Below are 25,044 nucleotides of genomic sequence, written 5' to 3' on the forward strand. Positions count from 1 at the left end.
GGTCGCCCAGCGCGACGCCAACCACACGACGGGACGGCGCTGGCTGCACAACGTCGGCCAGCACATCAGCCTGTTCGTGGCGGGAGTGAAGGACAAGGTGGCGCTGAAGCTGATCGCGGCGAAAGGCAAGGTGCAGGTGCAGGCGCAGAGCGACGCGATGGAGCTGACGGCGGATAAGGATGTAACTATCACATCATGCAAGGAGAGGATTGTCGTCAATGCCAAAGACGAAATCCTGCTTACTGCCGGAGGAGCCTATATCCGTCTAAAGAGTGGCAACATCGAAGTGCACGCCCCCGGTGCGGTAAGCGTGAAAGCTGCTCAGCATAACTTGAGCGGACCGGACAATATGACCATCCCGATGCCAGTTTTCCCGGGGAAGCAGTTCTGCTTGCAGTGCATGCTAAATGCAATCAAATCCGGCTCGCCCTTAGCAGGCCAATAAGAGAGGTCCCATGTATTTCGCAATGGACAAAGGGGATGCGCCATCCCTGGCCAACGCCTTGGCTGAACAAATTGATGCCAGTCCCATGGAGTGGAACTGGTACGCATTAATGGATGCTGGCTTCGATTACAACCATCGCCCGCTGCAATTGGCCACCACTAACTGGCCACTTTATTTTCAACCGGAATGGGGGGAGTTGCGCTCAGTATCGCCGCTATTGATCGAATGCCCAAGGCAGAACAATGCCATTCCCGCAAGGCTGCTGCGACACTGCCAAGGTCGGCCAATGCTTGGCTTTGTCGCCAGCGTGCTGGATGTGGAAACATTACGCGATATCTGGCAGCGAAGCCTGAGCCTAACTACGGCCGATGGTCAACCCTACATTCTACGTTTTGCCGACACGCGCATCGCAGCCACCCTGCCCCAAGCATTGTCACCCCTATCCTGGCGACGGTTATGCGCGCCCCTGACTCACTGGCTAATAGTTGACCGAGCAGGCACGCTGCAGGCGCTGGACCTTGCTCCATCACATCTGGCTGTCGATGAAAAAGATAGCTGGGAGCTCAGTGACCCGGAGTTGGCAGTTTTACTGCGTTTAGCGGAACCCGATGCATTGGCCAATAGACTCAGTCAGGATTTTGCCGAACTATTGCCTGCATCCGGCTCGTTTCTCCACGACTGCTTGCAACGCTCCTGCGTAGCATTGGAAGAACATCATATTGAAAACGCACCCGATCAATTGATGCTGGCCGTGGCGATTTGTCTGAGTCAAGGACGCATTTTGGACGACCCCAGACTTTCACAGGCCTTACAGAGCCATGCTTTGCAAAGAGACGATTTAGGCGAAAGCTTGACCTCCTTGCTGGATGACATTTCGGCCCGCTGAGCAATGGAAACGTACGTCTCCCAAAAGAAAAAAAGGCCCGCCGGCATGCTTGTGGTTTCACTTGCAGGCATGTTCATTATTGGTGGCATCCTCTTGATATTTTCTGTAGGGATTATTTATTTTCGATGCTTACATCCCTTTGAGACTAGCGTAGAAGGTGACTGGTCCTCACTAAACCACATTTTCTTTCTCATTTTTACTTCGCCATTTTTGATTGGTACCGCATTTGCATTGTCTTCGTGGCTAATCCATGGATTGCAGCGAACATTCCTCAGACTAGCCACAACAATCTTGCTATTTCTTTTCTATGGCGGTTTGTATTTTTTATTCTGTGGCAGAACTATCCTCCAATTCCGTAAGCAAGCTATTGCCTCAACTTTTCTACCGACAAGGTATTTTTGAAAGATTTTCGGGAATTAGTCAGATGAGAATGATAAAGCCCTACAGTTTACTGCCTCGCTTTGCTTGGCTGACGGTCATACTATTGCTACCTGCCTGTGATGACGCCACGACAGCCATCAGCTATCTCTCAGTCAACCATACGGAAAAACCTATCGACTCAGTCACTGTCAATGATCAAGGAGGGGTACTTAACGTTCCCCCAATGGGAGGTGGAGGTGGTGAAGTATGCTGTGTCGTGGTGCCGAAAAAATGGCGTCCAGGGTTGACTGCCAAAATTGGCTGGCTACAAGGTGGACATTTTCAACGCGATGCGAATGGCAATGTAGTAATACGCAATGGCGACAAGGTGTTCATCGAAGGAACCTGGAAAACTCGCACCGTAGCGATTCCAGAATATCAAGAAAAAGATATTCAGCATTTCGATGTTCACTTTTTACCCAATGATCAGGTACTAGTTAAACTGAGCGATATCATGCCCTATCATCCCGCTTATCGCCCCGCATATCCAAAAAATACTCAAGGGGCTCGCCAATGAGCACGCAAACCCCTCCCCCCTACCCAGCAGGCCAACGCTCACTAAGCGCCCGCGAACAACTGCAACGCGCCCAGGCCATGTCCTGCGTCAGCGGTAAGCAGGAAGCCCAATGCCAAAGTCAGATCCACGTGATGATGTTCTTCGATGGAACGGGCAACAACATCCAGGCTGACTATTACCAAGCCTCCTCCGGCAAACAGCGCCCTAGCAATATCGCCCGCCTATTCATGACTGCGCGAGACAAGCCAAATGAAGGCTATTTCCGTTTTTACATGCCAGGAGTCGGTACCCCATTCCCAGAAATCGACGACAAAGGTGGAGCTTTGGGTGGTGGAGCCGGTGCAGGCGGCGAGGCACGCATTCTTTGGGCGCTGACGCGATTGGTAAATGCTCCCCACCAGTATGTCAACAAAAGCCCCCTGATCGCAGACGGGTTAGCCAAGAAAATTACCAGCAATGCTGGCGGCCTGACCGGGGGCGTCATGCGCAAAGTGATTTTCAATACCTGGCAAGAAAAGCTACAGCAGGCACTTAAGGGACGCAAACCCCAAGTCACACAGATCAACTTATCGGTATTTGGATTTTCACGCGGAGCCACAGAAGCCCGGGCATTCGTCAACTGGTTGTATCAACTATGTCATCAGCAAAATGGCGCGTGGAGCTTTGCCGGCATTTCAATCCGAACACAGTTTCTCGGGATCATGGACACGGTAGCATCGGTCGGTCTCGCGCAACTGCTGCCAAATACCATACCCGCAACCGGGCACATGGCCTGGGCGGACAACAATCTGACCATTCATCCCGCAGTCGAACAATGCGTGCATTACGTTGCCGGCCATGAAGTGCGTGCCTGCTTCCCGCTAGACACCGTGCGTCGCGGCAACGCATATCCAGCCAATACCATCGAAGTCATGTACCCAGGTTCGCACTCGGATGTGGGAGGAGGTTATGCCAGCGGCGACCTAGGCATTCTGCCCACGCAAAATGGTCAATTATGCGCGATACCGGGACGCCGGCTATACGATGCCGCTCGCCAAGCAGGTGTACCCCTCCTGGCCATAGGCCAGCTGACCGAGCAGGTGCAAAACCTTCTAACCCCCACTCAAGAAGTCATCAATGACTTTAACGCTTATTTGCGTGAAGCCAAGATTGCTCCAGGCTCGACGGAAAAGATGCATCACCAGCATATGGCCCTATACCTGAGCCAACGATTCAAATACCGGCATGACTTTGCCAAGCGCGCACCATATCGAACCGCCAGCGCCAAGCATCAGGGCTTTTTACAGATTACTCAGGCATCGCTGATCAAGGGACTGCTCAAACTCTACGCCGGCGACCCAATGGCCCCTGATTTTGACCCCGCGCGCGCCGCCGCGAAGGCTGCCAAGCAGGACCAGGAGCTGCAAAAAATCATGCCGATTCTACCAGAGCAAGGCATCCCCATCCCCACCGAAGTACTACCCGAAACCGATCCCAAGAAGGTCGCATCTACGATGAATGTCCGCCTATTGACCCCGGCGATTGAGGATTTTCTGGAGAAATACATCCATGACTCCATGGCCGGCTTTATCGGCGATGGGGTCAATGAAGCCAAAATCAATCAGATTGGTCTGCTCAAATTTCGTACTTTGTATGCAGGCAATGAGTAAAGTGTCGGCAGTCAGCTATCGATTGATAGCATGCAGCCTATTCAGTTTATTCCTGCCCAATGCTCATGCCACCGTCCATCCCGGCAATGTCGCCATCGCACTCGGCTGGAACACGCTGCGGCTGCATGCCGATCAAACCCTGGCTGGCGCCAATCCTGGCCAGTATTCGGTGAAAAACCTGTTTGATCCTAGCCCGGCCAAAGCCTGGGTGTTTCACGCCGAGCGCCCCTACCCTCAGTCGGAAGACATCAAACCGGTTGCGCTGACGCTCACGCTGGCACATCCCAGCCCGCTGTTCGCCATCGCGCTGACGCCGGGCTACGCCAAGTCGTCGGCCACTCAGTTTCAGAATGCCTCGCCCAAGCTGGTGAAGATCAGCCTGTACCGAGCCGGCGAAGCCAAGCCGTTTGAATCCCGCCTGTTCAAGCTGGCCTACCACGCGCGCCAATATACGGCGGCCCAGTTGCATCGGGAGCTGGGCGACACCGCTTTTGTCGACCAGACTGACGACCTCATCACCGGCAAATCCGACAATGCGCTCAATACCGCCGAGCGACTGCTGCTGATCAATCCGGGCGCCGAAGCCGTTGCCAAAGTGGAATTGCGCGTGTCCACGATCGAAGCCGGCGCCAAGTACACCGATACCGCGATCGGCAAGCTGAGGCTGTTGGATAGGCAGGCCCATGGCCAGTCTACGGAATATCAGCTGGCGCAATATGTGGAACGCGATCTGGATGGCCAGCTGGGCAGGCTGGATGGCGGCAAGCTGTGCCTCGCCTACTCTGCACAGAATCCGTGGCCGATGCTGGAGCACCGCTCCTGCTCCTCCCCCGCTCCGCGGGCGCAGATCGGGCAGGCTGACCAAGGACTGGACGATATCTTTTTCACGCGCCAGGACCCGGCCAGCGGCGCATACCAAGTCCCGTTCACCACCGCGCTGCGCGACGCCCAGATGCGTCTGCAAGATGGCAAGCGGCGCTTGCGCGTCAGCGCCGCCGACCTGAGAAACCACGAGTGGGTCCTGGCCCGAGACCGCCAAGGCGCGCTGCGCGCCTGGTCCGGCATGGCGCTGACTCAGGCGTTCCTCGCCAATCGCATCGATGGCATGGGCAAAGCCTATCTGCAGCCGCAGGACAACGCTTACTTCTTCTTCGGCTACGCCCGCTTGCGGCTGGATCCCACCCCAAGCGGATACCGGCCCAGCGTGTACGGACCCGCCGGCCGGCAAAACGCCGCCTGGCCGCCGCGCTGACACGGCCAAACAAAAACGGGGAGCAGCGCAAGCTGCTCCCCGTTTGGCATGGAACGGTATCGATCTTAGCGGTAGTGGCCCGCGTCCGCGGTCATCACCACGCGGCTGTGCGGCGGCGTCTGCCCGTCCACCGCCATCATCACGCTCAGCGAGGTGATGGTGATGATGGAGAAGAAGAACACTTGGCGCGCCCAGGCGCGGTCGTCGGTTTCGCGCTTGTAGCCGGACAGCGCCATCTTCAGCCACCACAGGCTGGTGGCCACCGCCACCGCCAGGTAGCCGTAGCCGGCGTAGCCGCCGTACACCAACATCACGGTCGCCGCGGCGAAAGCCAGGATGTAGAGCACGATCTGCTGCTTGGCGGCGGAAATGCCCTTCACCACCGGCAACACCGGGATGCCGGCCGCTTCGTAGTCCTTGAAGCGGAAGATGGCGATCGCGTACGAGTGCGGCATCTGCCACAGGCTGAACATCAGCAGCAGGATGGCCGCGCCCATGTCGAAGCGGCCGGTGACGGCGCAGTAGCCGGCCACCGGCGGCACCGCGCCGGACAGGCTGCCCACCAGGGTGCCGTACACCGAGTTGCGCTTCATGTACAGGCTGTACACGCCGACATAGATCACGAAGCCGAACAGCACGCAGCCGGTGGCCAGCGGATTGGTGCAGAACCACAGCAGGGCGAAGCCCGCCAGGCCCAGCACCGCGCCGTGCGCCAGCGCGGCCTTGGTGCTCATCGCGCCGGTGACCAGCACCCGTTTCTGGGTGCGGGCCATCTTGGCGTCGATGTCCTGATCGATGCAGTTGTTGATCGCGCAGCCGGAGGCCACCACCAGCGACAAGCCGATGACGGTGGCCGCGAGCAGCCACCAGTCGACCGATCCCTGCGCCGCCAGCAGGAAACCGCCGGCGGCCGAGATCAGGTTGCCGAAGATGATGCCCGGCTTGGTGACCTGAAGATAACGCTTGAACTTCAACTCAGCCTCGCTCAGCGCATCATCAGCGCGTCGGCGGTGTAGATGATCCAGATCGACAGACCCACCAGCAACACGATCACCATGCCGGTGAACAGGAAGGAGAAGCTATTGAGCTTGCCTTCCTTGCTGAAGTCCAGGTGCAGGAAGTACTTCAGCTGCACCACGATCTGCACCACCGCCATCGCCAGAATGCCGATCAGCGTCGCCTGCTTGGTGAAGGCGCCGCCCATCACCATCCAGAACGGGATGGCGGTGAGGACCACCGACAGCACGAAGCCGACCATGTAGCTCTTCACGGTGCCGTGGCTGGCATTGTCATGCGCGTGACTCATCACATGGCTCCTTTCAGGTAGACGACGGTGAACACGCAGATCCACACGATGTCGAGGAAGTGCCAGAACAGCGACAGGCAGTTCAGGCGGGTCATGGCGCGGTCGGTCAAGCCGGTCTTGACCACTTCGGCCATCATCACGCCCATCCACAGCAGGCCGGCGGTCACGTGCAGGCCGTGCAGGCCCACCAGGCCGAAGAAGGCCGACAGGAAGGCGCTCTTCTGCGGGCCGTGGCCTTCGGAGATCAGATGATGGAATTCATTGATTTCCAGGCCGATGAAGGCGGCGCCGAACAGGAAGGTCACCGCCAGCCAGCCAAGAACGGCGGACTTGTTGCCCTTGTGGCCGGCGATCATCGCGAAGCCGTAGGTGATGGAGGACAGCAGCAGGGCCCCGGTTTCCACCAGCACGTATTGCAGATCGAAGATGTCCTTGCCGGACACGCCTTCCGCCACGTTGCGGAACAGGACTGCGTAGGTCGCGAACGCGGTCGCGAACAGGATGCAGTCGGTCATCAGGTAGAACCAGAAGCCCAGAACGGTTTGCGAACCGCTGTCGTGGTGCTCGTGGTCGTCGTGCGCGGCGTGCGCTTCTTTTACATAAGTCGTCATGTCAGATTCAACCCGTTACGCGGTGGTGGTCGGACGCGCAGCCTTTTTCGGCTGGGCCGGATCACGCTCGGTGTAGTTGTCGACGTCGATGCCCAGCTTCTCGAAGCGGGCGCGCTCGATCGCTTCCACTTCCTCCACCGGCACGTAGTAGTCCAGGTCGTTGTCGTAGGCGCGCGCCAGCATGCAGCCGATGATGCCCACCAGGCCAACGATGGCCAGCCACCAGATGTGCCAGATCAACGCGAAGCCCAGCACCGTGCTGAAGGCGCCGATATAGATGCCCATCGCGGTGTTGCGCGGCATATGGATCGGCTCGTACGACTTCGGCACGGCGTAGGCGATGCCCTTTTCCTTCATGTCGGTGAAGGCGTCGATGTCATGCACCTGCGGCAGCTTGGCGAAGTTGTAGAACGGCGCCGGGGAAGACGTGGACCATTCCAGGGTGTGGCCGTTCCACGGATCGCCGGTTTCGTCGACCAGTTTCTTGCGGTCGCGGATGCTCACCACGATCTGCAGCAGCTGGCAGGCGATGCCGGCGGCGATCAGCAGCGCGCCGAACAGGGCGATGTACAGCCACGGATCCCAGGCCGGATTGTCGGTATGGTTCAGGCGACGGGTCATACCCAGGAAGCCCAGCACGTACAGCGGCATGAAGGCGAACATGAAGCCGATTTGCCAGAACCAGAACGAGGCCTTGCCCAGCTTGTCGTTCAGCTTGAAGCCGAACACCTTCGGGAACCAGAACGACACGCCGGCCAGGTAGCCGAACACGGCGCCGCCGATGATGGTGTTGTGGAAGTGGGCGATCAGGAACAGGCTGTTGTGCAGCACATAGTCGGCGCCCGGCACGGCCAGCAGCACGCCGGTCATGCCGCCGATGGAGAAGGTCACCATGAAACCCAGGGTCCACAGGATCGGGGTTTCAAAGCGCAGGCGGCCTTTGTAGATGGTGAACAGCCAGTTAAACAGCTTCACGCCGGTCGGGATCGAGATGATCATCGTCGCGATGCCGAAGAAGGCGTTGACGTTGGCGCCGGAGCCCATCGTGAAGAAGTGGTGCAGCCAAACCATGAAGCCCAACACCGAGATCGCGCCGCTGGCGTAGATCATCGACTTGTGGCCGAACAGGCGCTTGCCGGCGAAAGTGGACACCACTTCCGAGAAGATGCCGAACGCCGGCAGAACCAGGATGTACACCTCGGGGTGGCCCCAGGCCCAGAACAGGTTCAGGTACATCATGGCGTTGCCGCCCAGTTCCGCAGTGAAGAAGTGGAAGTCCAGGTAGCGGTCCAGCGCCAGCATGGCCAGCGCGCCGGTCAGGATCGGGAAGGAAGTGGCGATCAGCACGTTGGCCCAGGTGCAGGTCCAGGTGAAGATCGGCATGTCCATCAGCTTCATGCCCGGGGCGCGCATCTTGATCACGGTCACCAGGAAGTTGATCGCGGTCAGCGTCGTCCCGATGCCTGATATCTGCAAGGCCCAGATGTAGTAATCCACCCCCACGTCAGGACTGAATCCCAGCTCGGCCAGCGGCGGATAGGCCACCCAGCCGGTGCGGGCGAAGTTGCCCACGCCCAGCGACAGGTTGACCAGGATCACCGCGGACACCAGCAGCCAGAAGCTCAGCGAGTTCAGGAACGGGAAGGCCACGTCGCGCGCGCCGATCTGCAGCGGCACCACGATGTTCATCAGGCCCGTCATGAACGGCATCGCCATGAAGATGATCATGATCACGCCGTGGGCGGTGAAGATCTGGTCATAGTGCTCGGGCGGGAACACGCCATGGGCGCCGCCGGTGGCCATCGCCAGCTGGGTACGCATCATCAGCGCGTCGGCGAAGCCGCGCAGCAACATGATCATGGCGACGATGATGTACATCACGCCGATTTTCTTGTGATCCACGGAAGTGAGCCACTCTTTCCAGAGATAGCCCCACTTGCCGAACTTGGTGATCAGCGCGAACAGCATCAGCCCGATCAGGCCGGCACCTCCCAGCGCCCCCATGATGATGGGCTCATGGAACGGGATCGCGTCCAGAGTCAGTTTACCTAACCACATCGATTGTTACTCCTTCACAACCGGCGGCGTGATCGCGGCGCACAGTTCTTTGGTCATCTTGGTCAGCTTGATGGCGTCGTCGCTGTCGGCCAGCGACGGGCGAGCGGCCATGTACTTGTGCTGCACGGCCTCGAACAAATACGGCGTGGTCGACGCGTAGTATTCCACCGCATTGTTTTCGCTAGGCTTGAGCAACTTCAGGTACGCAGGCGCGTCCAATGCCTTGCCGGCAGCCTTGGCCTTGGCCACCCAGGCTTCGAACTCGGCCGGGGTCTTGGTGGCGACGGCGTTGAATTTCATGCCCGAGAAGCCGGCGCCGCTGTAGTTGGCGGAGAAGCCCTTATAGGTGCCCGGCTCATTGGCGATCAAGTGCAGTTGGGTCTGCATGCCCGCCATCGCGTAGATCTGGCCGCCCAGCTGCGGAATGAAGAAGGAATTCATCGCCGCGTCGGAGGTGATCTTAAAGCTCACCGGGGTATCGGCCGGGAACACTAGTTCGTTGACGGAAGCGATTTGCTGCTCGGGGTAGATGAACAACCATTTCCAGTTCAGCGCCACCACCTGCACCTGGATCGCCTTCTTGTCCGATTCCAGCGGACGATAGGGATCCAGCTTGTGCGTGCTCTTCCAGGTCAGCGTCGCCAGGAAGGCGATGATGATGCAAGGGATCAGCCAGACCACGATTTCGATCTTGGTCGAGTGCGACCATTTCGGTTCGTAGGCGGCTTCCTTGTTGCTGGCGCGGTACTTCCAGGCGAAGACCAAGGTCATCACGATCACCGGGATGACCACCAGCAGCATCAGCGCAGTTGCCGTCAGGATCAGGGACTTCTGCTCAGCGGCGATCTGGCCCTTGGGATCGAGAATGCCGCCTTGGCATCCCGACAGCAGGGCGATCACCACAGGCGCCAGCCCCCGCATCAGGCGGGAGGGTCTATGGTTTCTCATCATACGACTTTTCGGGTTAAAAATCCTTTGGCGCGCAGATGCGCAACAGGCGTTGCGAGCCATGCTCCAACGCCAAGAAAACAGTTTCCTGCCGGATCCATAAGCGGCAGCGCCAGGCGCGGCCACATGAATCCAGGTCAAACCAGAAATTTAGGGATCGCGGATATTCCACGACCGGCCCCACCGGCGGCTTGCGCCGGTTACGGCGGGAAGCGACTCCACAATCGCTTCCGGACGATGACGTGACAGCTGAAGATCACTGCCCGAGTGAAACGCCGCACGCGGCGCGGGAAGACAGGAATTCGGCAAGCACAAACATCAGCGCCCGGCTCAGGCAGAACTGCGACAAATCGTCGCGGTCCCCGGTAGCGGGCGGGCGTATTAGAAACAGTTCCGGCCGATATTTCAAGAGTCTTGACCATGGTCAAGACCTCGACAGCATCCGATATGCCATTCAATTGACAAAAATCAACGACGGCATCTGCCTTATTCTGCCGCAGCAACAACCACTTAGGACAAAGTCATTAACATGACCCAGGCATGTCAGCAGTTGCAAACCGTTACAAAAAATATTTCTTTTAGTGAGATTGCCAACCAGGAGAAAGTCTTAACAAAAATAGAAAATCTGGAATCCAGAAGCCCCCCGCGCAGTCTGGGCTGTAAGTCGCGGAAAGCTCGCGGAATGAAAATCGGAGGCGGCTGAAATGCAAAAAGCCGAATCGGCTATCGATTCGGCTTTTCTGGCATTTGGTTGCGGGGGCAGGATTCGAACCTACGACCTTCGGGTTATGAGCCCGACGAGCTACCAGACTGCTCCACCCCGCGTCAGAGAGATTGCATATTAAGGCAATGCTAAAAGCGCGTCAAGAACTTTTTACATAAAAATACTCGCCAGCCCATTTACCCCCCGTTCCGCAAGCATAGCGGCAACAAAAAAGCGGCCCGCGGGCCGCCTTTGGCATCGGACAAAAAGCCGATTACTTCTTCTCAGCGCGGGCCTTGGCCACCAGCTCGTTCATCACCTGGATCATGCGCTCCGGCGTGCTGGTCACCACCACGTACTTGCCGTTGACGATCACGGTCGGCGTGCCCTGAATCTGGTAATCGCGAGTGATCTTGGTCGCGCGCGCCACCTGGGCGTTGATGCCGAAGGAGTTGTAGGTCTGCAGCAGCTTGGCGCTGTCCACGCCCTTCTGTTGCTTGATCCAGCTGGTGAACTGCTCAGGCTTGGACAAATCCATGCGCTGCTTGATCTGCGCGTCGAAAGCCGGGCGGTGCAGCTTGTCGAAGGTGCCGGTGGCATTGAAGGTGGCGAACATGCGGGCGAAGCCTTCCATCGACTTCTGCCATACGATCTGCTCCTTGCGGAAGCTCACGTCGGCCGGAAGGGTCTTGCTCCAGGCGTTGAGCGCCGGATCGTCGTCATAGCAATGGATGCAGTGGTAGGAGAAGAATTCGATCACTTCCACCTTCTTGGGATCGGCCACTGGCTGGGGCGTGCTCAGCATCGTGTAGTCCTTGCCCAGCTGGATCGCGGCATTCGCCATGCCGCTGACCGCCAGCATTGCCAACAACAACCATTTCTTCATGTTCTTTTCCCGTTATTTGGAGAGATGAGACTTACTCGGCGGCCTTCACCACATTGGCGCTGATGCCGTCCTGCTTCAACTGCGCGCGGATGCGATCCACATCGTCCTGACGGCTTAGCGGCCCCACTCGGACCCGATGGACCATCCCCTTGTCAGGCACGTTGACCGACTGGATCTTGGCTTCGACACCCAGCAAAGCCAGCTTGGCCTTCAGATTGTCGGCCTCGTCCTGGTTCTGGAACGCGCCCAGCTGCAAATAAACTTTTTTGGCAGGCGCCGATGCCGAAGGTTCCCCCGAACGCGAGGACTTGGCGTCGGATGTCACCGCGTCCACCTGGCCCGGCAGAATCTTGTAGAAATCGAAGCGCTGCTCATCCTTGCCGGTCTTTGCCGGCGCTTGCTGCGCCGGCTTGGGCTTGGCTTCGTGCGGGGTTGCCGGCGGAGGCAGCGGCACCGTCTCGGTGGAGTCCAGCGTCGCCTGCTGCTGCGGCTGGGCAGGAGCCGCCGCGGCCGGCGTCGTGGCCGAAGCGGCCTCGGAAATGCGGGTGCCCGGCGCCAGCAGCTCGGTCGGCGGCTGCGGCGCTTCCGCCTTGCGCTCGTTCTTGGGCTGGAAGGCGGCCGGCGAGCGGTTCAGATACATCGCCAACCCCACCGCCACCGCTACGCCGACGATCAGGCCGATGATGATGCCCGCCATCATGCCGCCTCCGCCGCTGCGCGACGAGGAGGAATTGCCGCGCCCGCGCGACGGTCTGGGGGAGTTTTTCAGGTCTCGATTAGCCATTCACCACTACCGCTATGTCTGTCGGACGGCCATCATGCCATCCGTATTTAATTGATCAATTCTATCAAGCGCCGCCTTGCATGACGCGCCTGAGCTGGATCGCCTGCAATACATGGTTGCGGCTTATCGTTTCAACGCCCTGCAAATCAGCGATGGTGCGCGAAACCCGCAGTATCCGATGATACGCGCGCGCCGACAAGCCAAGTTGTTGCAAAGCCTTGGCCAGCACGGCCAGCGCGTGCTCGTCGCCGCGGCAATGCGTCTCCAGCGCCTCGCCCTGCAGCGCCGCGTTCAAGCCGCCCTGACGCACCAACTGGCGCTCCCTGGCCTCGAACACCCGCCGGCGCACCGGCTCGCTGCCCTCTCCCGGCGTGGAATGCTGCAGCTCCGCCGCCGTCAAGGCCGGCACCTCCACCTGCAAGTCGATCCGGTCCAGCAAGGGGCCGGAGATTTTACCCCGATACTTCGCCACTTGCTCGGGCGAGCACTGGCAGCGACCGGAAGGATGGCCATGGTAGCCGCAAGGGCAGGGATTCATCGCCGCCACCAGCTGGAAGCGCGCCGGAAAACTGGCCTGCCGCGCCGCGCGCGAGATATGGATCACTCCGCTCTCCAACGGTTCCCGCAGCACCTCCAATACCTTGCGATCGAACTCCGGCAGCTCGTCCAGGAACAACACGCCGTGATGCGCCAGACTGATCTCGCCAGGCCGGGGCTCGCTGCCTCCGCCGACCAGCGCCACCGCCGAGGCGGTGTGATGGGGAGAGCGATACGGCCGCACCCGCCAGCGACCCGGTTGGAAGCCCTGGGATCCCAGCGACTGCACCGCCGCGCTCTCCAGCGCCTCCCGCTCGGACAAGGGCGGCAGCAAACCCGGCAGCCTGGCCGCCAGCATCGACTTGCCGGTGCCGGGCGGCCCCATCAGCAGCAAGCTGTGCCCGCCGGCCGCGGCGATTTCCAGCGCGCCGCGCGCGATGGACTGGCCTTTGACATCGCCGAGATCGGGATAGTTCGGCCACTCTCCGCCCAACGCGCCGGCGAAAGGCTCCAGCGGCTGCAAACCGTTCAAGAAGGCGCAGGCCTGCGGCAAGGACGCCACCGCGTAAATGGCCGCGCCGCCGACCACAGCAGCCTCCGCCGCGCTGTCGGCAGGCAACACGAAGGCCCGGCCCGCGGCGTGACACTGGCAGGCCATCGCCAACGCGCCGCGCACCGGACGCACCGCGCCGCTGAGCGCCAGCTCGCCGGCGAATTCGTAATGGGCGATGTCGTCGTTCTTCACCTGGCCGGAAGCCAGCAGGATGCCGATGGCGATAGGCAGGTCGAAGCGGCCGGAATCCTTGGGCAGGTCGGCCGGAGCCAGATTGACAGTGATCTTGCGGGCGGGAAATTCGAATCCCGAGGTGAGGATGGCGGCGCGGACGCGGTCCCGGCTTTCCTTCACCTCGGTGTCGGGCAGGCCGACGATATTGAACGCGGGCAGGCCGTTGGCGAGGTGGACCTCGACGGCTACCTCTGGCGCATCAAGCCCGGACAGCGCCCTGCTCGCTACCACCGCCAGCGTCATGGCGCTCAGGAGTGGCCGAGTTCGGACTGTTCTTCCGCTTTAGCCGCGGCCTCGTCCGGAAACACTTGGTTCTCCAGCCTGGCCAGGCGCGACTCCAACGCGGCCAGCTTTTCCCGCGTGCGCGCCAGCACCGCCTGCTGCACGTCGAATTCCTCGCGGGTGACCAGATCCATCTTGGAAAACGTGGAAGCCATCATCGCGCGGACATTCTTCTCGATATCCTTGGCCGGGCTGGCGGCGATGGTCTCGCTGATCTTGGCGCTGATTTCTTCAAACAGTTTCTGGCTCAACATGGTGGCGGCTCCCGCAGTGTCTTGATCTTCAGCCGAGTGTAGCAAAAAGCGCCCTCGCGCTCCCGCATTTCCTGCCCGCAAGGACATGTCAGCCCGTCTCCAGATTTCATCCAGGCCATGTTGCGGCGCAGCGATGCACCAAAACTGTGCAGCATAAGCAGCCCCGGCGCACAAGGAAAGTGCCAAAACGGCCAGCGCGGCCTTTTTTGCAGTGCATCACAATTCAGAGAACGCCCATCGCGGGCTGGCACGATTCCTGCATAACCATCCGCAGCAGAACCATCTGTCAATCGTCCGAGAAGGAGCCGCCATGAAACTCGTTACCGCAGTGATCAAGCCGTTCAAGCTTGACGAAGTCCGCGAAGCGCTGTCCGCCATCGGCGTACAAGGCGTCACCGTTTCCGAGGTCAAGGGATTCGGCCGCCAGAAAGGCCATACCGAGCTGTATCGCGGCGCAGAATACGTCGTCGACTTCTTGCCCAAGGTGAAGCTGGAAATCGCCATCGACGACGCGCTGCTGGACCAGGTGGTGGAAGCCATCGAGAAGTCCGCCCGCACCGGCAAGATCGGCGACGGCAAGATCTTCGTCTACGACCTGGAGCAGGTGATCCGCATCCGCACCGGCGAAACCGGCGCCGACGCGGTCTGACCGCTTTGTGAAACTGGGGAAACCATAATGAAAAAGATACTCGCTGCAATGGCTTCCGGGCTCGCCGCCCTCTCGCTGCCCGCCCTGGCCGACGCGCCGGCCGGTCCCGCGGTGGTCGCCGCCAAGGTGATCAACTCCGGCGACACCGCCTGGATGCTGACCTCCACCGCCCTGGTGCTGTTCATGACCATTCCCGGCCTGGCGCTGTTCTACGGCGGCATGGTCCGCAAAAAGAACGTGCTGGCCACACTGATGCAAAGCTTCGCCATCACCGCGCTGGTGACTGTGCTGTGGGCCGTGGTTGGCTACAGCCTGGCCTTCACCGTGGGGACGCCGTACATCGGCGATCTGTCGCGCTTCATGCTGGACGGCATGGTGTACATGAAGGACGCCGGCAAGCTGGCCGTGCATCCTCTGGCCGGCACCATTCCGGAATCGGTGTTCATGACCTTCCAGATGACCTTCGCCATCATCACCCCGGCTTTGATCACCGGCGCCTTCGCCGAGCGGATGAAGTTCTCGGCGATGCTGGTATTCATGGCGCTGTGGTCATTGCTGGTCTACGTGCCGGTGGCGCACTGGGTGTGGGCGCCGGGCGGCTGGATGGGCGACAAGGGCGTGCTGGACTTTGCTGGCGGCACCGTGGTGCACATCAACGCCGGCGTGGCCGGCCTGGTGACCGCGCTGGTGCTGGGCAAGCGCGTCGGTTTCGGCAAGGAGGCGATGCCGCCGCATAACCTGGTGCTGACCCTGATGGGCGCGTCGATGTTGTGGGTAGGCTGGTTCGGCTTCAACGCCGGCTCGGCAGGCGCCGCCGACGGCCGCGCCGGCATGGCCATGGTCACCACCCAGGTCGCCACCGCGATGGCCGCGCTGGCCTGGATGTTTGCCGAATGGGCGACTAAGAAGAAACCGTCCGTGCTGGGCATCGCCTCCGGCGCGGTCGCCGGCCTGGTGGCCATCACCCCGGCCGCCGGCTTCGTCGACGTCAAGGGCGCGCTGATCATCGGCCTCGCCGCCGGCGCGGTGTGCTTCTGGGGCGCCACCGGGCTCAAGCACATGCTGGGCTATGACGACTCGCTGGACGCTTTCGGCGTACACGGCGTTGGCGGCATCCTGGGCGCGCTGCTGACCGGCGTGTTCGCGGTCAAGGACATCGGCGGCGCCGACGGCAGCCTGGCCACCCAGGCGCTGGGCGTCGGCGTGACCATCGCCTACTGCGGCATCGTCACCTTCATCCTGCTGAAACTGGTGGACATCGTGCTGGGCCTGCGCGTGGCCGAAGACGAAGAGCGCGAGGGCCTGGATCTGGTGCTGCACGGCGAACGCGTGGAATAAGACGCCAGAACCGAAGATTGTTGTGTAAGGGACTTGGCGGGGCTTCGGCCCCGTTTTTTTTTCGCCGGTCCAAAATGAAAAACCGGCCAGAGGCCGGTTTTGATCGATTCGACAAGCTTACTTGACGATGCGCAGGCTGGGGCGCCCGCTGGGGCGGTTCGGCGACGGATCGTCGCCGCCGGACTCCGGCGCATCCTCTTCGGCGCTGACCGGCTTCAGGCTTGCCGCCTCCTCGCTCATCGGCTCCACCTCGAAGCCCATGCCTTCGCCGGTCTCCCGGGCGAAGATGGACATCACGTTGCCGATGGGCACCCAGATGTCGCGCGATACGCCGCCGAAGCGGGCGGAAAACGAGATCCACTCATTGTCGATGCGCAGGTTCTTCGTCGCGCCATCGGCGATGTTCAGCACGATCTCGTTGTTCTTCACGTATTCGAGCGGCACGTCGGTGCGGCTGTTCACCCACACCACGATGTACGGGGTGTAGCCATTGTCGCCGCACCACTGGTGCAGCGCGCGCAGCATGTACGGCTTGGTGCTGGAGCTCATCGCGTCTCCTTTACTTACGCATCGCCTTTTCGGACGGGGTCAGCGAATCGATGAAGGACTGGCGCTGGAAGATGCGCTCGGCGTACTTGAGGATGGGAGCGGAGCTCTTGCCCAGGTCGATATTGTAATGCTCCAGGCGCCACATCAACGGGGCGATGGCCACGTCGATCATCGAGAAATCGTCGCCCAGCATGAATTTCTGCTTGGAGAAGATCGGCGCGATGGTGGTCAGGCCGTCGCGGATCGCTTCGCGCGCCTTGGTCGCTTCCTTGCCGGTGGCGCCGGCTTCCAGCGTCTTCACGTGAATGAACAGCTCATTCTCGAAACGATGCAGGAACAGGCGGGCGCGGGCGCGCATCACCGGATCCGCAGGCATCAGCTGCGGGTGCGGGAAACGCTCGTCGATGTATTCATTGATGATGTTCGACTCATGCAGGATCAGGTCGCGCTCCACCAGAACCGGCACTTCGTTGTACGGGTTCATCACAGCCAGATCTTCCGGCTTGTTATGGATATCCACATCGATGATTTCGAAATCCATCCCTTTTTCGAAGAGCACGATACGGCAGCGCTGACTGAACGGGCAGGTGATTCCGGAGTAGAGGGTCATCATGGCGGAGAAAATCCTTGACTAACTTAAAAAATGAGTGCAGCGCGCATTCTAGCACCATCCGGTGGACACATTCCAGTATTTCAACACAACATCATGATTTTAAAAAAGAAAAAGGCGGAATCTCTTCCGCCTTTTTTCAACCAGCTGATCGCTTTAGTGAACGTCGCGCCAGTATTCCTTCTTCAACAGATACACCAGCGGGAACAACAACAGGCCGAGGAACATCACCACCACGTAGCCGATCTGCTGCCGCTTCACCGCCGCCGGTTCGCCCATATAGACCAGGAAGTTGGTCAGGTCGCGCATGCGGCGGTCGAACTCGGCGGTGTTGGCCTTGCCGTTCTCCAGCTTGGTCAGCGTGCCGGCCTTGACCAACTCGAGCTTGTGCTCCTCCTGGCCTTCGGCGTTCTTCACCGTCTTCAACTCTTGATCGCCCTGCCATTCCCAGAAGATGTGCGGCATGCCCACCTTGTCGAACACCAGGTTGTTCCAGCCGGTCGGGCGGGACGGATCGCGATAGAAGCCGCGCAGATAGCTGTACAGGTAATCGGCGCCGCGGGAACGGGCGATCAGCGACAGATCCGGCGGCGTCGCGCCGAACCAGGCCTTGGCGTCCTGCTTGTTCATCGCAATATTCATCTGATCGCCGATCTTGGCGCCCTCCGGCATCAGGTCGGCCTTGATCTGCTCCTCGGTCAGGCCGATGTCCTCCAGCCGGTTGTAGCGCATCATGCTGGCCGAGTGGCAGGACAGGCAGTAGTTGGCGAAGATCTGCGCGCCGCGCTGCAGGCTCTCGGTATCCTGGATGTCGATGTTCGCCTTGTCGAGCTTGGGCCCGCCCTCGTTGGCGAAGACCGGCATCGCGACAGGCAGCGCTAGCGCCGCGGCGACGATCAGGTGACGGATCTTGTTTTTCATTTTCCTTATCCCCTTGCTTACACGTTCATGGCGAACAGCGCGGCCAGGAACACGGTCAACGCCACCAGGGCCACGAACTGGATCTGGCGCTTGGCGTTGGTATCGGTCACGCGCTCCGGCACCGGGACGCTGCCCACGTCGTTCTTGGTGTAGAACGGCATGCCCAGGAAGAAGGCGAAGTAGATCGCCGAGAATATCTGCGAGATCAAAGTGCGCACTTCGGTCGGCGGCATCGCGCCCAGGATGCCCAGCCCGATGAACGCGGCGATGAACAACACCAGCGCCACCTTGAACTTGGGACCACGGTAGCGGATGGACTTGATCGGCGAACGGTCCAGCCACGGCAGGAAGGCGATCAGCACCACGGCCGCGCCCATCGCCAGCACGCCCCACACCTGAGTGCCGGCAAACGACGGAATGGCGCGCAGAATCGCGTAGAACGGCGTGAAGTACCATACCGGCGCGATGTGCGGCGGGGTCTTCAGCGGGTCGGCCTGATCGAAGTTCGGGTGCTCGAGGAAGTAGCCGCCCATCTCCGGCAGGAAGAACACGATCACCGAGAACACCACCATGAACACCACGACGCCGAGGATGTCCTTGATCGTGTAATAGGGATGGGAGTAGATGCCGTCCAGGTACAGGCCGGTATTCGGATCCTTGGGCTGCTTCTTGATCTCCACGCCGTCCGGATTATTGGAGCCCACTTCGTGCAGGGCCATCAGGTGGGCCGCCACCAGCGCCAGCAGCACCAGCGGCACCGCGATCACGTGCAGCGCGAAGAAGCGGTTCAGCGTGGCGTCGGATACCACGAAGTCGCCGCGTATCCACAGCGACAGATCGGGGCCGATCACCGGGATGGAGCCGAACAGGTTGACGATCACCTGGGCGCCCCAGAACGACATCTGCCCCCAGGGCAACAGGTAGCCCATGAAGGCCTCGGCCATCAGGCACAGGAAGATCAGCGTGCCGAACACCCATACCAGCTCGCGCGGCTGCTTGTACGAGCCGTAGATCAGGCCGCGGAACATGTGCAGGTAAACCACGACGAAGAACATCGAGGCGCCGGTGGAGTGCATGTAGCGGATGATCCAGCCGCCGGCCACGTCGCGCATGATGTACTCGACCGAGGCGAAGGCGACCGGAACGCCGGCGGCGTTCAGCGTGCCGTCCGGCTTGTAGTTCATGGTCAGGAAGATGCCGGTGACGATCTGCAGCACCAGCACCAGCATGGCCAGCGAACCGAAGAAGTACCAGAAGTTGAAGTTCTTGGGCGCGACATACTTGCCCCATTGGCTTTCCCACAGGGCGGTCAGCGGGAAACGCTCGTCCACCCAGTTAAGCAACTTTTGCGCTTTGCTCATTTTTCGCCCTCAGCTTATTTGTCGTCGCCAATCAGCAGGCGGCTATCGGACAGATACTTGTGCGGGGGGATTTCCAGGTTCTTGGGCGCCGGCACCCCTTTGAATACGCGGGCGGCCAGATCGAACTTGGAACCATGGCAGGGGCAGTAGAAGCCTCCCAGCCACTCCGGCCCCAGATCGGCGGGAGCCAGGTCGGGCCGGAAGGTCGGCGAACAGCCCAGGTGGGTGCAGATGCCCACCGCCACCAGGAATTGCGGCTTGATCGAACGATTTTCGTTCTGGCAGTACTTGGGCTGTTGATCGACTTCGGATTTCGGATCCACCAGCTTGGGATCGTTCTTGGGCAGGTTCTTGATCTGCTCGGGCGTGCGGCTGAGCACCCACACCGGCTTGCCGCGCCATTCGACGTTGATCTTCTGGCCGGCCTCGATCTTGCCGATGTCGACCTCGACCGGCGCGCCGGCCGCCTTGGCCCTCTCGGACGGGAAAAAGCTCATGAAAAATGGCGTGGCCGCGCCGACTACCGCAACCCCCCCAACAGCGCTGGAAGCGATCGTCAGAAAACGACGGCGCCCCGTATCGACTTGCTGTTCACTCATTACAGTCATCCTCAATCGTGGAAATCGAGCCCTAAACCGCTGGATTTTACCCGATTACTAGTAGGGACTTGAAGCTTCTATGCAAATAAATTGAGCGAGACGCCAGCAACTTGCTTAAACAGGGTTATAAACGTCAATAAATTCGACATTTATGCCGGATACTTGCGCCAAATGCTCGCCTAGTGCCTTGATGCCAAAGCGTTCCGTGGCATGATGTCCGGCGGCGATGAATGCCACATCGCTTTCCATCGCCATGTGGTAATTCTGTTCCGATGCTTCGCCGGTGATGAAAACGTCAACCCCGAGCGCGATCGCGTCGGCGAAAAAAACCTGCGCGCCGCCGGTGCACCACGCCACCCTGCGCACCGGCTTGCCCGGCCTTCCCAACAGTTGCGCCTGCCGTCCCAACGCCCCGGTCACATGCTCCGCGAACGCCGCGGCATCGCCATCTCCGGCCCAGCCGCCATGCCAGAGCAGATTCTGCTCGCCGGCTTGCCCCGCAGGCTCCAGCCCCAGCGCCTTGCCCAGCTGCGCGTTGTTGCCAAGCTCCAGGTGCCCGTCCAGCGGCAGGTGATACGCCAGCAGGCTGATGTCGTGCTGCAGCAAGGCGCGGATGCGCTGCTTCTTCATGCCGCAGATGCGCGCGTCCTCGCCTTTCCAGAAATAACCGTGATGCACCAGGATGGCATCCGCGCCTTGCGCCGCCGCGGCATCGATCAAGGCCTGCGACGCCGTGACGCCGGTCACCACCTTCCTGATCTCGCCGCGCCCTTCCACCTGCAGGCCATTGGGCGCGTAATCTTTGTAGCGCCAAGGCTCAAGGCAGGCATCCAAAATATTCTGTACGTCATTAATCTGCATGGCCTTCATTTCCTCAATATTGATTACTGACGGAGCTTTGTCATTATTCGCGACGATTCTGGCGAATTCCGCGCAGAATTCCCATCGCTTTGCCGGATGTTTTTAAAGTGGATAAAATCAACGGAATTGTCCGCCCCGCGCGATGGTTCCCAGTCATGGGCCATCCGGCTTCGCCCCGCAATGCCATGCAGCGATATGAGCTATTCTCGACATCAGCGGATGGCATTCGGCGCTAACGCGATCACTTTCGCGGGCGATCCGCTTCAGCGCTCCCCAGCCCGACAAAGCCGGCACGCAGAGATTCATACAAGCGCATGCGGCGGGAAACTCGATCATACAGGAAGCTTCAATGACCATTCTCGTTACCGGCGGCGCCGGCTTCATCGGCGGCAACTTCGTTCTCGACTGGCTGGCCGGCCGCGAGGAAACCGTTGTCAATCTGGACGCTCTGACTTACGCCGGCAATCTGGAAACCCTGCACACAGTCAGGACCAAACCCAACCATGTTTTCACCCATGGCGATATCGGCGACCGGAAACTGGTCGCCGAGCTGCTGCGCGACCATCGCCCGCGGGCCATCGTCAATTTTGCCGCGGAAAGCCACGTGGACCGCTCGATACACGGCCCGGGCGATTTCATTCAGACCAATATCGTCGGCACCTTTAACCTTCTGGAATGCGCGCGCGAATACTGGAACGGGCTGGAGGCCGGCGAGCGCGAGGCCTTCCGCTTCCTCCATGTGTCCACCGACGAGGTATACGGCACCCTGCAGGCTGAAGATCCTCCCTTCGCCGAAACCAAGCGCTACGAGCCGAACAGCCCCTACTCCGCCTCCAAAGCGGCGTCCGACCATCTGGTGCGGGCCTGGCATCACACTTACGGCCTGCCGGTGCTGACCACCAATTGCAGCAACAACTACGGGCCCTACCACTTCCCTGAGAAACTGATCCCGCTGGTCATCCTGAACGCGCTGGCCGGCAAGCCGCTGCCCATCTACGGCGATGGGCGGCAAGTCCGCGATTGGCTGTACGTCAAAGACCACTGCAGCGCGATCCGCCGCGTGCTGGAGGCCGGCAAGCCAGGCGAAACTTACAATGTTGGCGGCTGGAACGAAAAAACCAATCTCGAAGTGGTCAGCGCCATCTGCGGCATCCTGGATCAACTGAAGCCCCGCCCGGATGGCCAGGCCTATCGCGAGCAGATCCAATTCGTCGCCGACCGTCCCGGCCACGACCGCCGCTACGCGATCGACGCGCGCAAGCTGGAACGGGAGCTGGGCTGGAAACCCGCAGAAACCTTCGACAGCGGCATCCGCAAAACCGTCGAATGGTATTTGAACAATCCGGACTGGATAGAACATGTCAGCAACGGCAGCTATCGGGATTGGCTCGACAAGCACTACGGATGAGCGCCATGCATCGCATACTGATAACCGGAAAAAATGGCCAGGTCGGCCATGAATTGCAACGCTCGCTGGCGCCGCTGGGCGAACTCATCGCCACCGACAGGCAGGAACTGGACCTGGCCCAGAGCGGGGAGCGCATCGAGCAGGCCCTGGATCGCCTCCAGCCAGACATCATCGTCAACCCAGCCGCCTATACCGCGGTGGACAAGGCCGAAAGCGACGAGGCGACGGCGAACGCCGTCAACGCCGACGCCGTCGGCGTCATGGCGCGCTGGGCCGCCCGCCGCGGAGCATTGCTGGCGCACTACTCCACCGACTACGTATTCAACGGCGACGGCGAACGCCCCTGGCGGGAAGACGACGCCACCGGCCCGCAATCGGCATACGGCCGCAGCAAGCTGGCAGGCGAAGAGGCCGTGCGCCTGGCCGATGCCCGCCACTTGATACTCCGCACCAGCTGGGTGTTCGGCGCGCATGGCGCCAACTTTCTGAAAACCATGCTGAAACTGGGACAGGAGCGGGATACGCTCAAGGTCGTCAACGACCAGATCGGCGCGCCGGCATCCGCCGCCCTGATCGCCGACGTCAGCGCCGAACTGATCCGCCGCTATTTGTCCGGGCCGGCCGGATTCGCATTCGGCACCTACCATCTGGCGCCCCGCGGCGAAACCAGCTGGCACGGCTATGCGGTCTACCTGCTCCGGCGCGCCGCCGCATCCGGGCTGGCGCTTAAAATCGATCCCGCCCATATCCAGGGCATTCCCAGCAGCGAGTACCCGCTGCCCGCCAAACGCCCCGCCAACTCCCGGCTGTGTTGCGACAAGCTGAGAAACACCTTCGGCATCGAGCTGCCTGAATGGCAAAGCGGCGTGGATCAGGTGCTTGCGCAGTTGCTGCAGGCTTCTGGCTGCGGCAAGGCCCACCGGGAATGACAACAGGAGAGCAAGCCATGAAACGAAAAGGCATCATCCTCGCCGGCGGATCCGGCACCCGGCTGTATCCCGCCACCATCGCCGTCAGCAAGCAACTGCTGCCGATCTACGACAAGCCGATGATCTATTATCCGCTGACCACGCTGATGCTGTCGGGCATCCAGGATATTCTGATCATCTCCACGCCTCAGGACACGCCCCGGTTCCAGCAGCTGCTAGGCGACGGCAGCCAATGGGGCGTCAATCTGCAATATGCGGTCCAACCCAGCCCGGACGGCCTGGCTCAGGCCTTCCTTATCGGCGAGACCTTCATCAACGGCAATCCATCGGCGCTGGTGCTCGGCGACAACATCTTCTACGGCCACGAATTTTCCAATCTGCTGCAGGCCGCCAACATCCAGAACGATGGCGCGACCGTCTTCGCCTACCGGGTCAGCGACCCCGAGCGTTACGGCGTGGTGGAGTTCGACCAACAAGGCCGCGCCCTGTCCATCGAGGAAAAACCCGCCAAGCCCAAATCGCACTATGCTGTGACCGGCCTGTATTTCTATGACTCGCAAGTCGTGGAAATCGCGAAAAGCATCAAGCCCTCGCCCCGCGGCGAACTGGAAATCACCGACATCAACAACATCTATCTGCAGCAGCAACAGCTGAACGTGCAGACCATGGGCCGCGGCTATGCCTGGCTGGATACCGGCACCCACGAGTCGTTGCTCGAGGCGGGCCAGTTCATCGCCACCATCGAAAACCGCCAGGGACTGAAGGTCGCCTGCCCGGAGGAAATCGCCTTCCGCAATGGATGGATCGATGAGGCTCAGGTGCTGCGACTGGCTCAACCACTGCAGAAAACTGGCTACGGCCGTTATTTGCTGACGATGATCGCGAACTAAACCAAGCGAAGCAGAATAAGCACCATGAACGTAATCGACACCGGCATCCCTGAAGTCAAAATCATCGAACCCAAGGTATTCGGCGATGAGCGCGGCTTTTTCTTCGAAAGCTTCAACCACCAACGCTTCGAGCAAGCCATCGGCCATGCGGTCGCCTTCGTGCAGGACAACCACAGCCGTTCCGGCAAAAATGTTCTGCGCGGCCTGCATTATCAACTGGATCCACACCCGCAAGGCAAGCTGGTGCGCGTCGTCGCCGGCGCCGTGTTCGACGTTGCCGTCGACATCCGCTCAGGCTCTCCGACCTTCGGCAAATGGATAGGCGCGGAGTTGAGCGCCGCCAACAAGCGCCAGCTGTGGATACCCGCCGGCTTCGCCCACGGCTTCCTCACGCTGAGCGACGATGTGGAGTTTCTATACAAGACCACCGACTACTGGCATCCGGAGCTGGAGCGCAGCATAGCCTGGGATGATCCGGACTTGGCGATTCCCTGGCCGCTGAGCGGCGCGCCCACGTTGTCGGCTAAAGACCAGGCCGGCGCGCCGTTCGTCTCGCTGAAGAGCTGAAGCGCAGCCTCATAAGCAAACAGCCCCGCAGGCATAC

26 protein-coding genes and 1 tRNA gene are annotated in these 25,044 nt (G+C 60.5%); 11 read left to right on the top strand and 16 right to left on the bottom strand.

Annotation, left to right across the window (positions count from 1 at the left end):
- The 5 genes from ACX17K_RS20575 to ACX17K_RS20595 all read left to right on the top strand — a co-directional run.
- The coding region (locus ACX17K_RS20575; RefSeq protein WP_493776225.1) for a DUF2345 domain-containing protein at positions 1–445 on the top strand (445 nt) is incomplete at its 5' end.
- A gap of 10 nt (positions 446–455) precedes the next feature.
- Positions 456–1,331 carry a DUF4123 domain-containing protein gene (locus ACX17K_RS20580; protein WP_493776226.1) on the top strand — a complete coding sequence of 292 codons (876 nt, stop codon included), beginning with the start codon at positions 456–458 and terminating at the stop codon, positions 1,329–1,331.
- A gap of 424 nt (positions 1,332–1,755) precedes the next feature.
- On the top strand, positions 1,756–2,268 hold the full coding sequence (locus tag ACX17K_RS20585) for a DUF3304 domain-containing protein (protein WP_493776227.1): 513 nt from the start codon (positions 1,756–1,758) through the stop codon (positions 2,266–2,268).
- Positions 2,265–3,917 carry a T6SS phospholipase effector Tle1-like catalytic domain-containing protein gene (locus ACX17K_RS20590; RefSeq protein WP_493776228.1) on the top strand — a complete coding sequence of 551 codons (1,653 nt, stop codon included), beginning with the start codon at positions 2,265–2,267 and terminating at the stop codon, positions 3,915–3,917. The genes ACX17K_RS20585 and ACX17K_RS20590 overlap by 4 nt, the downstream gene beginning before the upstream one ends.
- Positions 3,910–5,169 carry a hypothetical protein gene (locus ACX17K_RS20595; RefSeq protein WP_493776229.1) on the top strand — a complete coding sequence of 420 codons (1,260 nt, stop codon included), beginning with the start codon at positions 3,910–3,912 and terminating at the stop codon, positions 5,167–5,169. The genes ACX17K_RS20590 and ACX17K_RS20595 overlap by 8 nt, the downstream gene beginning before the upstream one ends.
- 65 nt (positions 5,170–5,234) lie before the next feature.
- Here the strand turns inward: ACX17K_RS20595 and cyoE are convergent, their stop codons facing one another.
- The 10 genes from cyoE to ACX17K_RS20645 form a co-directional block, all read right to left on the bottom strand.
- Positions 5,235–6,143, bottom strand: coding sequence for a heme o synthase (cyoE, locus tag ACX17K_RS20600; protein ID WP_166439983.1), 909 nt, complete (start codon positions 6,141–6,143; stop codon positions 5,235–5,237).
- An 11-nt stretch (positions 6,144–6,154) separates the two neighbouring features.
- Entirely contained in the window at positions 6,155–6,475 is a 321-nt protein-coding gene (cyoD, locus tag ACX17K_RS20605) for a cytochrome o ubiquinol oxidase subunit IV (protein ID WP_081527254.1), read from the bottom strand.
- Entirely contained in the window at positions 6,475–7,086 is a 612-nt protein-coding gene (gene cyoC / locus ACX17K_RS20610) for a cytochrome o ubiquinol oxidase subunit III (RefSeq protein ID WP_493776230.1), read from the bottom strand. Before cyoC ends, cyoD begins: the two co-directional genes overlap by 1 nt.
- 15 nt (positions 7,087–7,101) lie before the next feature.
- Positions 7,102–9,144, bottom strand: coding sequence for a cytochrome o ubiquinol oxidase subunit I (cyoB, locus tag ACX17K_RS20615; RefSeq protein WP_493776231.1), 2,043 nt, complete (start codon positions 9,142–9,144; stop codon positions 7,102–7,104).
- Positions 9,145–9,150: 6 nt separating this feature from the next.
- Positions 9,151–10,095 carry a ubiquinol oxidase subunit II gene (cyoA, locus tag ACX17K_RS20620; protein WP_331275147.1) on the bottom strand — a complete coding sequence of 315 codons (945 nt, stop codon included), beginning with the start codon at positions 10,093–10,095 and terminating at the stop codon, positions 9,151–9,153.
- Between the two features lie 745 nt (positions 10,096–10,840).
- Positions 10,841–10,917: transfer RNA gene (locus ACX17K_RS20625), tRNA-Met, on the bottom strand.
- A 152-nt stretch (positions 10,918–11,069) separates the two neighbouring features.
- The gene (locus ACX17K_RS20630; protein ID WP_493776232.1) at positions 11,070–11,681 is read right to left on the bottom strand and encodes a thiol:disulfide interchange protein DsbA/DsbL; all 612 of its coding nucleotides are present in this window, start codon (positions 11,679–11,681) and stop codon (positions 11,070–11,072) included.
- A gap of 31 nt (positions 11,682–11,712) precedes the next feature.
- Complete coding sequence (locus ACX17K_RS20635) at positions 11,713–12,465, bottom strand: SPOR domain-containing protein (protein WP_493776233.1); 753 nt, start codon at positions 12,463–12,465, stop codon at positions 11,713–11,715.
- A 64-nt stretch (positions 12,466–12,529) separates the two neighbouring features.
- Positions 12,530–14,032, bottom strand: a complete 1,503-nt coding sequence (locus tag ACX17K_RS20640; protein ID WP_493776234.1) for a YifB family Mg chelatase-like AAA ATPase — start codon at positions 14,030–14,032, stop codon at positions 12,530–12,532.
- 5 nt (positions 14,033–14,037) lie between these two features.
- Entirely contained in the window at positions 14,038–14,325 is a 288-nt protein-coding gene (locus tag ACX17K_RS20645) for an accessory factor UbiK family protein (protein WP_021478497.1), read from the bottom strand.
- Between the two features lie 310 nt (positions 14,326–14,635).
- On the opposite strand from ACX17K_RS20645, the gene glnK reads away from it, so the two are divergent.
- A complete protein-coding gene (gene glnK, locus ACX17K_RS20650; protein ID WP_021478498.1) occupies positions 14,636–14,974 on the top strand; it encodes a P-II family nitrogen regulator in 339 nt (112 codons plus the stop codon).
- A 27-nt stretch (positions 14,975–15,001) separates the two neighbouring features.
- Positions 15,002–16,312: an ammonium transporter gene (locus ACX17K_RS20655; RefSeq protein ID WP_493776235.1), complete on the top strand. Its 1,311-nt coding sequence runs from the start codon at positions 15,002–15,004 to the stop codon at positions 16,310–16,312.
- Between the two features lie 117 nt (positions 16,313–16,429).
- On the opposite strand, the gene ACX17K_RS20660 is transcribed toward ACX17K_RS20655, so the two are convergent.
- The 6 genes from ACX17K_RS20660 to ACX17K_RS20685 all read right to left on the bottom strand — a co-directional run bounded on the left by ACX17K_RS20660 (position 16,430) and on the right by ACX17K_RS20685 (position 21,213).
- Entirely contained in the window at positions 16,430–16,861 is a 432-nt protein-coding gene (locus tag ACX17K_RS20660) for a ClpXP protease specificity-enhancing factor (RefSeq protein ID WP_493776236.1), read from the bottom strand.
- 10 nt (positions 16,862–16,871) lie between these two features.
- Positions 16,872–17,474, bottom strand: a complete 603-nt coding sequence (locus ACX17K_RS20665; protein WP_021478501.1) for a glutathione S-transferase N-terminal domain-containing protein — start codon at positions 17,472–17,474, stop codon at positions 16,872–16,874.
- Positions 17,475–17,627: 153 nt separating this feature from the next.
- Complete coding sequence (locus ACX17K_RS20670) at positions 17,628–18,392, bottom strand: cytochrome c1 (RefSeq protein ID WP_231150885.1); 765 nt, start codon at positions 18,390–18,392, stop codon at positions 17,628–17,630.
- A gap of 17 nt (positions 18,393–18,409) precedes the next feature.
- Positions 18,410–19,753 (bottom strand): cytochrome b, encoded by a 1,344-nt coding sequence (locus ACX17K_RS20675; protein WP_231150884.1) that lies wholly within the window; start codon positions 19,751–19,753, stop codon positions 18,410–18,412.
- A gap of 14 nt (positions 19,754–19,767) precedes the next feature.
- Positions 19,768–20,352: a ubiquinol-cytochrome c reductase iron-sulfur subunit gene (gene petA, locus ACX17K_RS20680; RefSeq protein ID WP_021478504.1), complete on the bottom strand. Its 585-nt coding sequence runs from the start codon at positions 20,350–20,352 to the stop codon at positions 19,768–19,770.
- 114 nt (positions 20,353–20,466) lie between these two features.
- Positions 20,467–21,213: a Nif3-like dinuclear metal center hexameric protein gene (locus tag ACX17K_RS20685; RefSeq protein WP_493776237.1), complete on the bottom strand. Its 747-nt coding sequence runs from the start codon at positions 21,211–21,213 to the stop codon at positions 20,467–20,469.
- Positions 21,214–21,562: 349 nt separating this feature from the next.
- Between ACX17K_RS20685 and rfbB the strand changes: the two genes are divergently transcribed.
- From rfbB to rfbC, 4 genes are read left to right on the top strand one after another with little or no spacing between them, the layout of a single operon-like run.
- A complete protein-coding gene (gene rfbB, locus ACX17K_RS20690; protein ID WP_493776238.1) occupies positions 21,563–22,621 on the top strand; it encodes a dTDP-glucose 4,6-dehydratase in 1,059 nt (352 codons plus the stop codon).
- Positions 22,622–22,626: 5 nt separating this feature from the next.
- Positions 22,627–23,550, top strand: coding sequence for a dTDP-4-dehydrorhamnose reductase (gene rfbD / locus ACX17K_RS20695; protein ID WP_493776239.1), 924 nt, complete (start codon positions 22,627–22,629; stop codon positions 23,548–23,550).
- Positions 23,551–23,567: 17 nt separating this feature from the next.
- The gene (gene rfbA / locus ACX17K_RS20700; RefSeq protein WP_493776240.1) at positions 23,568–24,440 is read left to right on the top strand and encodes a glucose-1-phosphate thymidylyltransferase RfbA; all 873 of its coding nucleotides are present in this window, start codon (positions 23,568–23,570) and stop codon (positions 24,438–24,440) included.
- Between the two features lie 24 nt (positions 24,441–24,464).
- Entirely contained in the window at positions 24,465–25,007 is a 543-nt protein-coding gene (gene rfbC / locus ACX17K_RS20705; protein WP_493776241.1) for a dTDP-4-dehydrorhamnose 3,5-epimerase, read from the top strand.
- The last annotated feature ends 37 nt before the right edge of the window (positions 25,008–25,044 follow it).

It is taken from the genome of Chromobacterium sp. INPA-IVC (genome assembly GCF_059047085.1).

Coding starts and splice junctions, on each gene's coding strand:
- ACX17K_RS20630 (WP_493776232.1), bottom strand. CDS start 11,681: ATGAAGAAATGGTTGTTGTTGGCAATGCTGGCGGTCAGCGGCATGGCG.
- ACX17K_RS20595 (WP_493776229.1), top strand. CDS start 3,910: ATGAGTAAAGTGTCGGCAGTCAGCTATCGATTGATAGCATGCAGCCTA.
- ACX17K_RS20640 (WP_493776234.1), bottom strand. CDS start 14,032: ATGACGCTGGCGGTGGTAGCGAGCAGGGCGCTGTCCGGGCTTGATGCG.
- rfbD (WP_493776239.1), top strand. CDS start 22,627: ATGCATCGCATACTGATAACCGGAAAAAATGGCCAGGTCGGCCATGAA.
- cyoB (WP_493776231.1), bottom strand. CDS start 9,144: ATGTGGTTAGGTAAACTGACTCTGGACGCGATCCCGTTCCATGAGCCC.
- glnK (WP_021478498.1), top strand. CDS start 14,636: ATGAAACTCGTTACCGCAGTGATCAAGCCGTTCAAGCTTGACGAAGTC.
- ACX17K_RS20665 (WP_021478501.1), bottom strand. CDS start 17,474: ATGATGACCCTCTACTCCGGAATCACCTGCCCGTTCAGTCAGCGCTGC.
- ACX17K_RS20670 (WP_231150885.1), bottom strand. CDS start 18,392: ATGAAAAACAAGATCCGTCACCTGATCGTCGCCGCGGCGCTAGCGCTG.
- rfbA (WP_493776240.1), top strand. CDS start 23,568: ATGAAACGAAAAGGCATCATCCTCGCCGGCGGATCCGGCACCCGGCTG.
- cyoA (WP_331275147.1), bottom strand. CDS start 10,095: ATGATGAGAAACCATAGACCCTCCCGCCTGATGCGGGGGCTGGCGCCT.
- ACX17K_RS20675 (WP_231150884.1), bottom strand. CDS start 19,753: ATGAGCAAAGCGCAAAAGTTGCTTAACTGGGTGGACGAGCGTTTCCCG.
- ACX17K_RS20585 (WP_493776227.1), top strand. CDS start 1,756: ATGAGAATGATAAAGCCCTACAGTTTACTGCCTCGCTTTGCTTGGCTG.
- cyoD (WP_081527254.1), bottom strand. CDS start 6,475: ATGAGTCACGCGCATGACAATGCCAGCCACGGCACCGTGAAGAGCTAC.
- ACX17K_RS20645 (WP_021478497.1), bottom strand. CDS start 14,325: ATGTTGAGCCAGAAACTGTTTGAAGAAATCAGCGCCAAGATCAGCGAG.
- cyoC (WP_493776230.1), bottom strand. CDS start 7,086: ATGACGACTTATGTAAAAGAAGCGCACGCCGCGCACGACGACCACGAG.
- ACX17K_RS20590 (WP_493776228.1), top strand. CDS start 2,265: ATGAGCACGCAAACCCCTCCCCCCTACCCAGCAGGCCAACGCTCACTA.
- ACX17K_RS20635 (WP_493776233.1), bottom strand. CDS start 12,465: ATGGCTAATCGAGACCTGAAAAACTCCCCCAGACCGTCGCGCGGGCGC.
- ACX17K_RS20685 (WP_493776237.1), bottom strand. CDS start 21,213: ATGCAGATTAATGACGTACAGAATATTTTGGATGCCTGCCTTGAGCCT.
- ACX17K_RS20580 (WP_493776226.1), top strand. CDS start 456: ATGTATTTCGCAATGGACAAAGGGGATGCGCCATCCCTGGCCAACGCC.
- ACX17K_RS20660 (WP_493776236.1), bottom strand. CDS start 16,861: ATGAGCTCCAGCACCAAGCCGTACATGCTGCGCGCGCTGCACCAGTGG.
- ACX17K_RS20655 (WP_493776235.1), top strand. CDS start 15,002: ATGAAAAAGATACTCGCTGCAATGGCTTCCGGGCTCGCCGCCCTCTCG.
- petA (WP_021478504.1), bottom strand. CDS start 20,352: ATGAGTGAACAGCAAGTCGATACGGGGCGCCGTCGTTTTCTGACGATC.
- rfbB (WP_493776238.1), top strand. CDS start 21,563: ATGACCATTCTCGTTACCGGCGGCGCCGGCTTCATCGGCGGCAACTTC.
- rfbC (WP_493776241.1), top strand. CDS start 24,465: ATGAACGTAATCGACACCGGCATCCCTGAAGTCAAAATCATCGAACCC.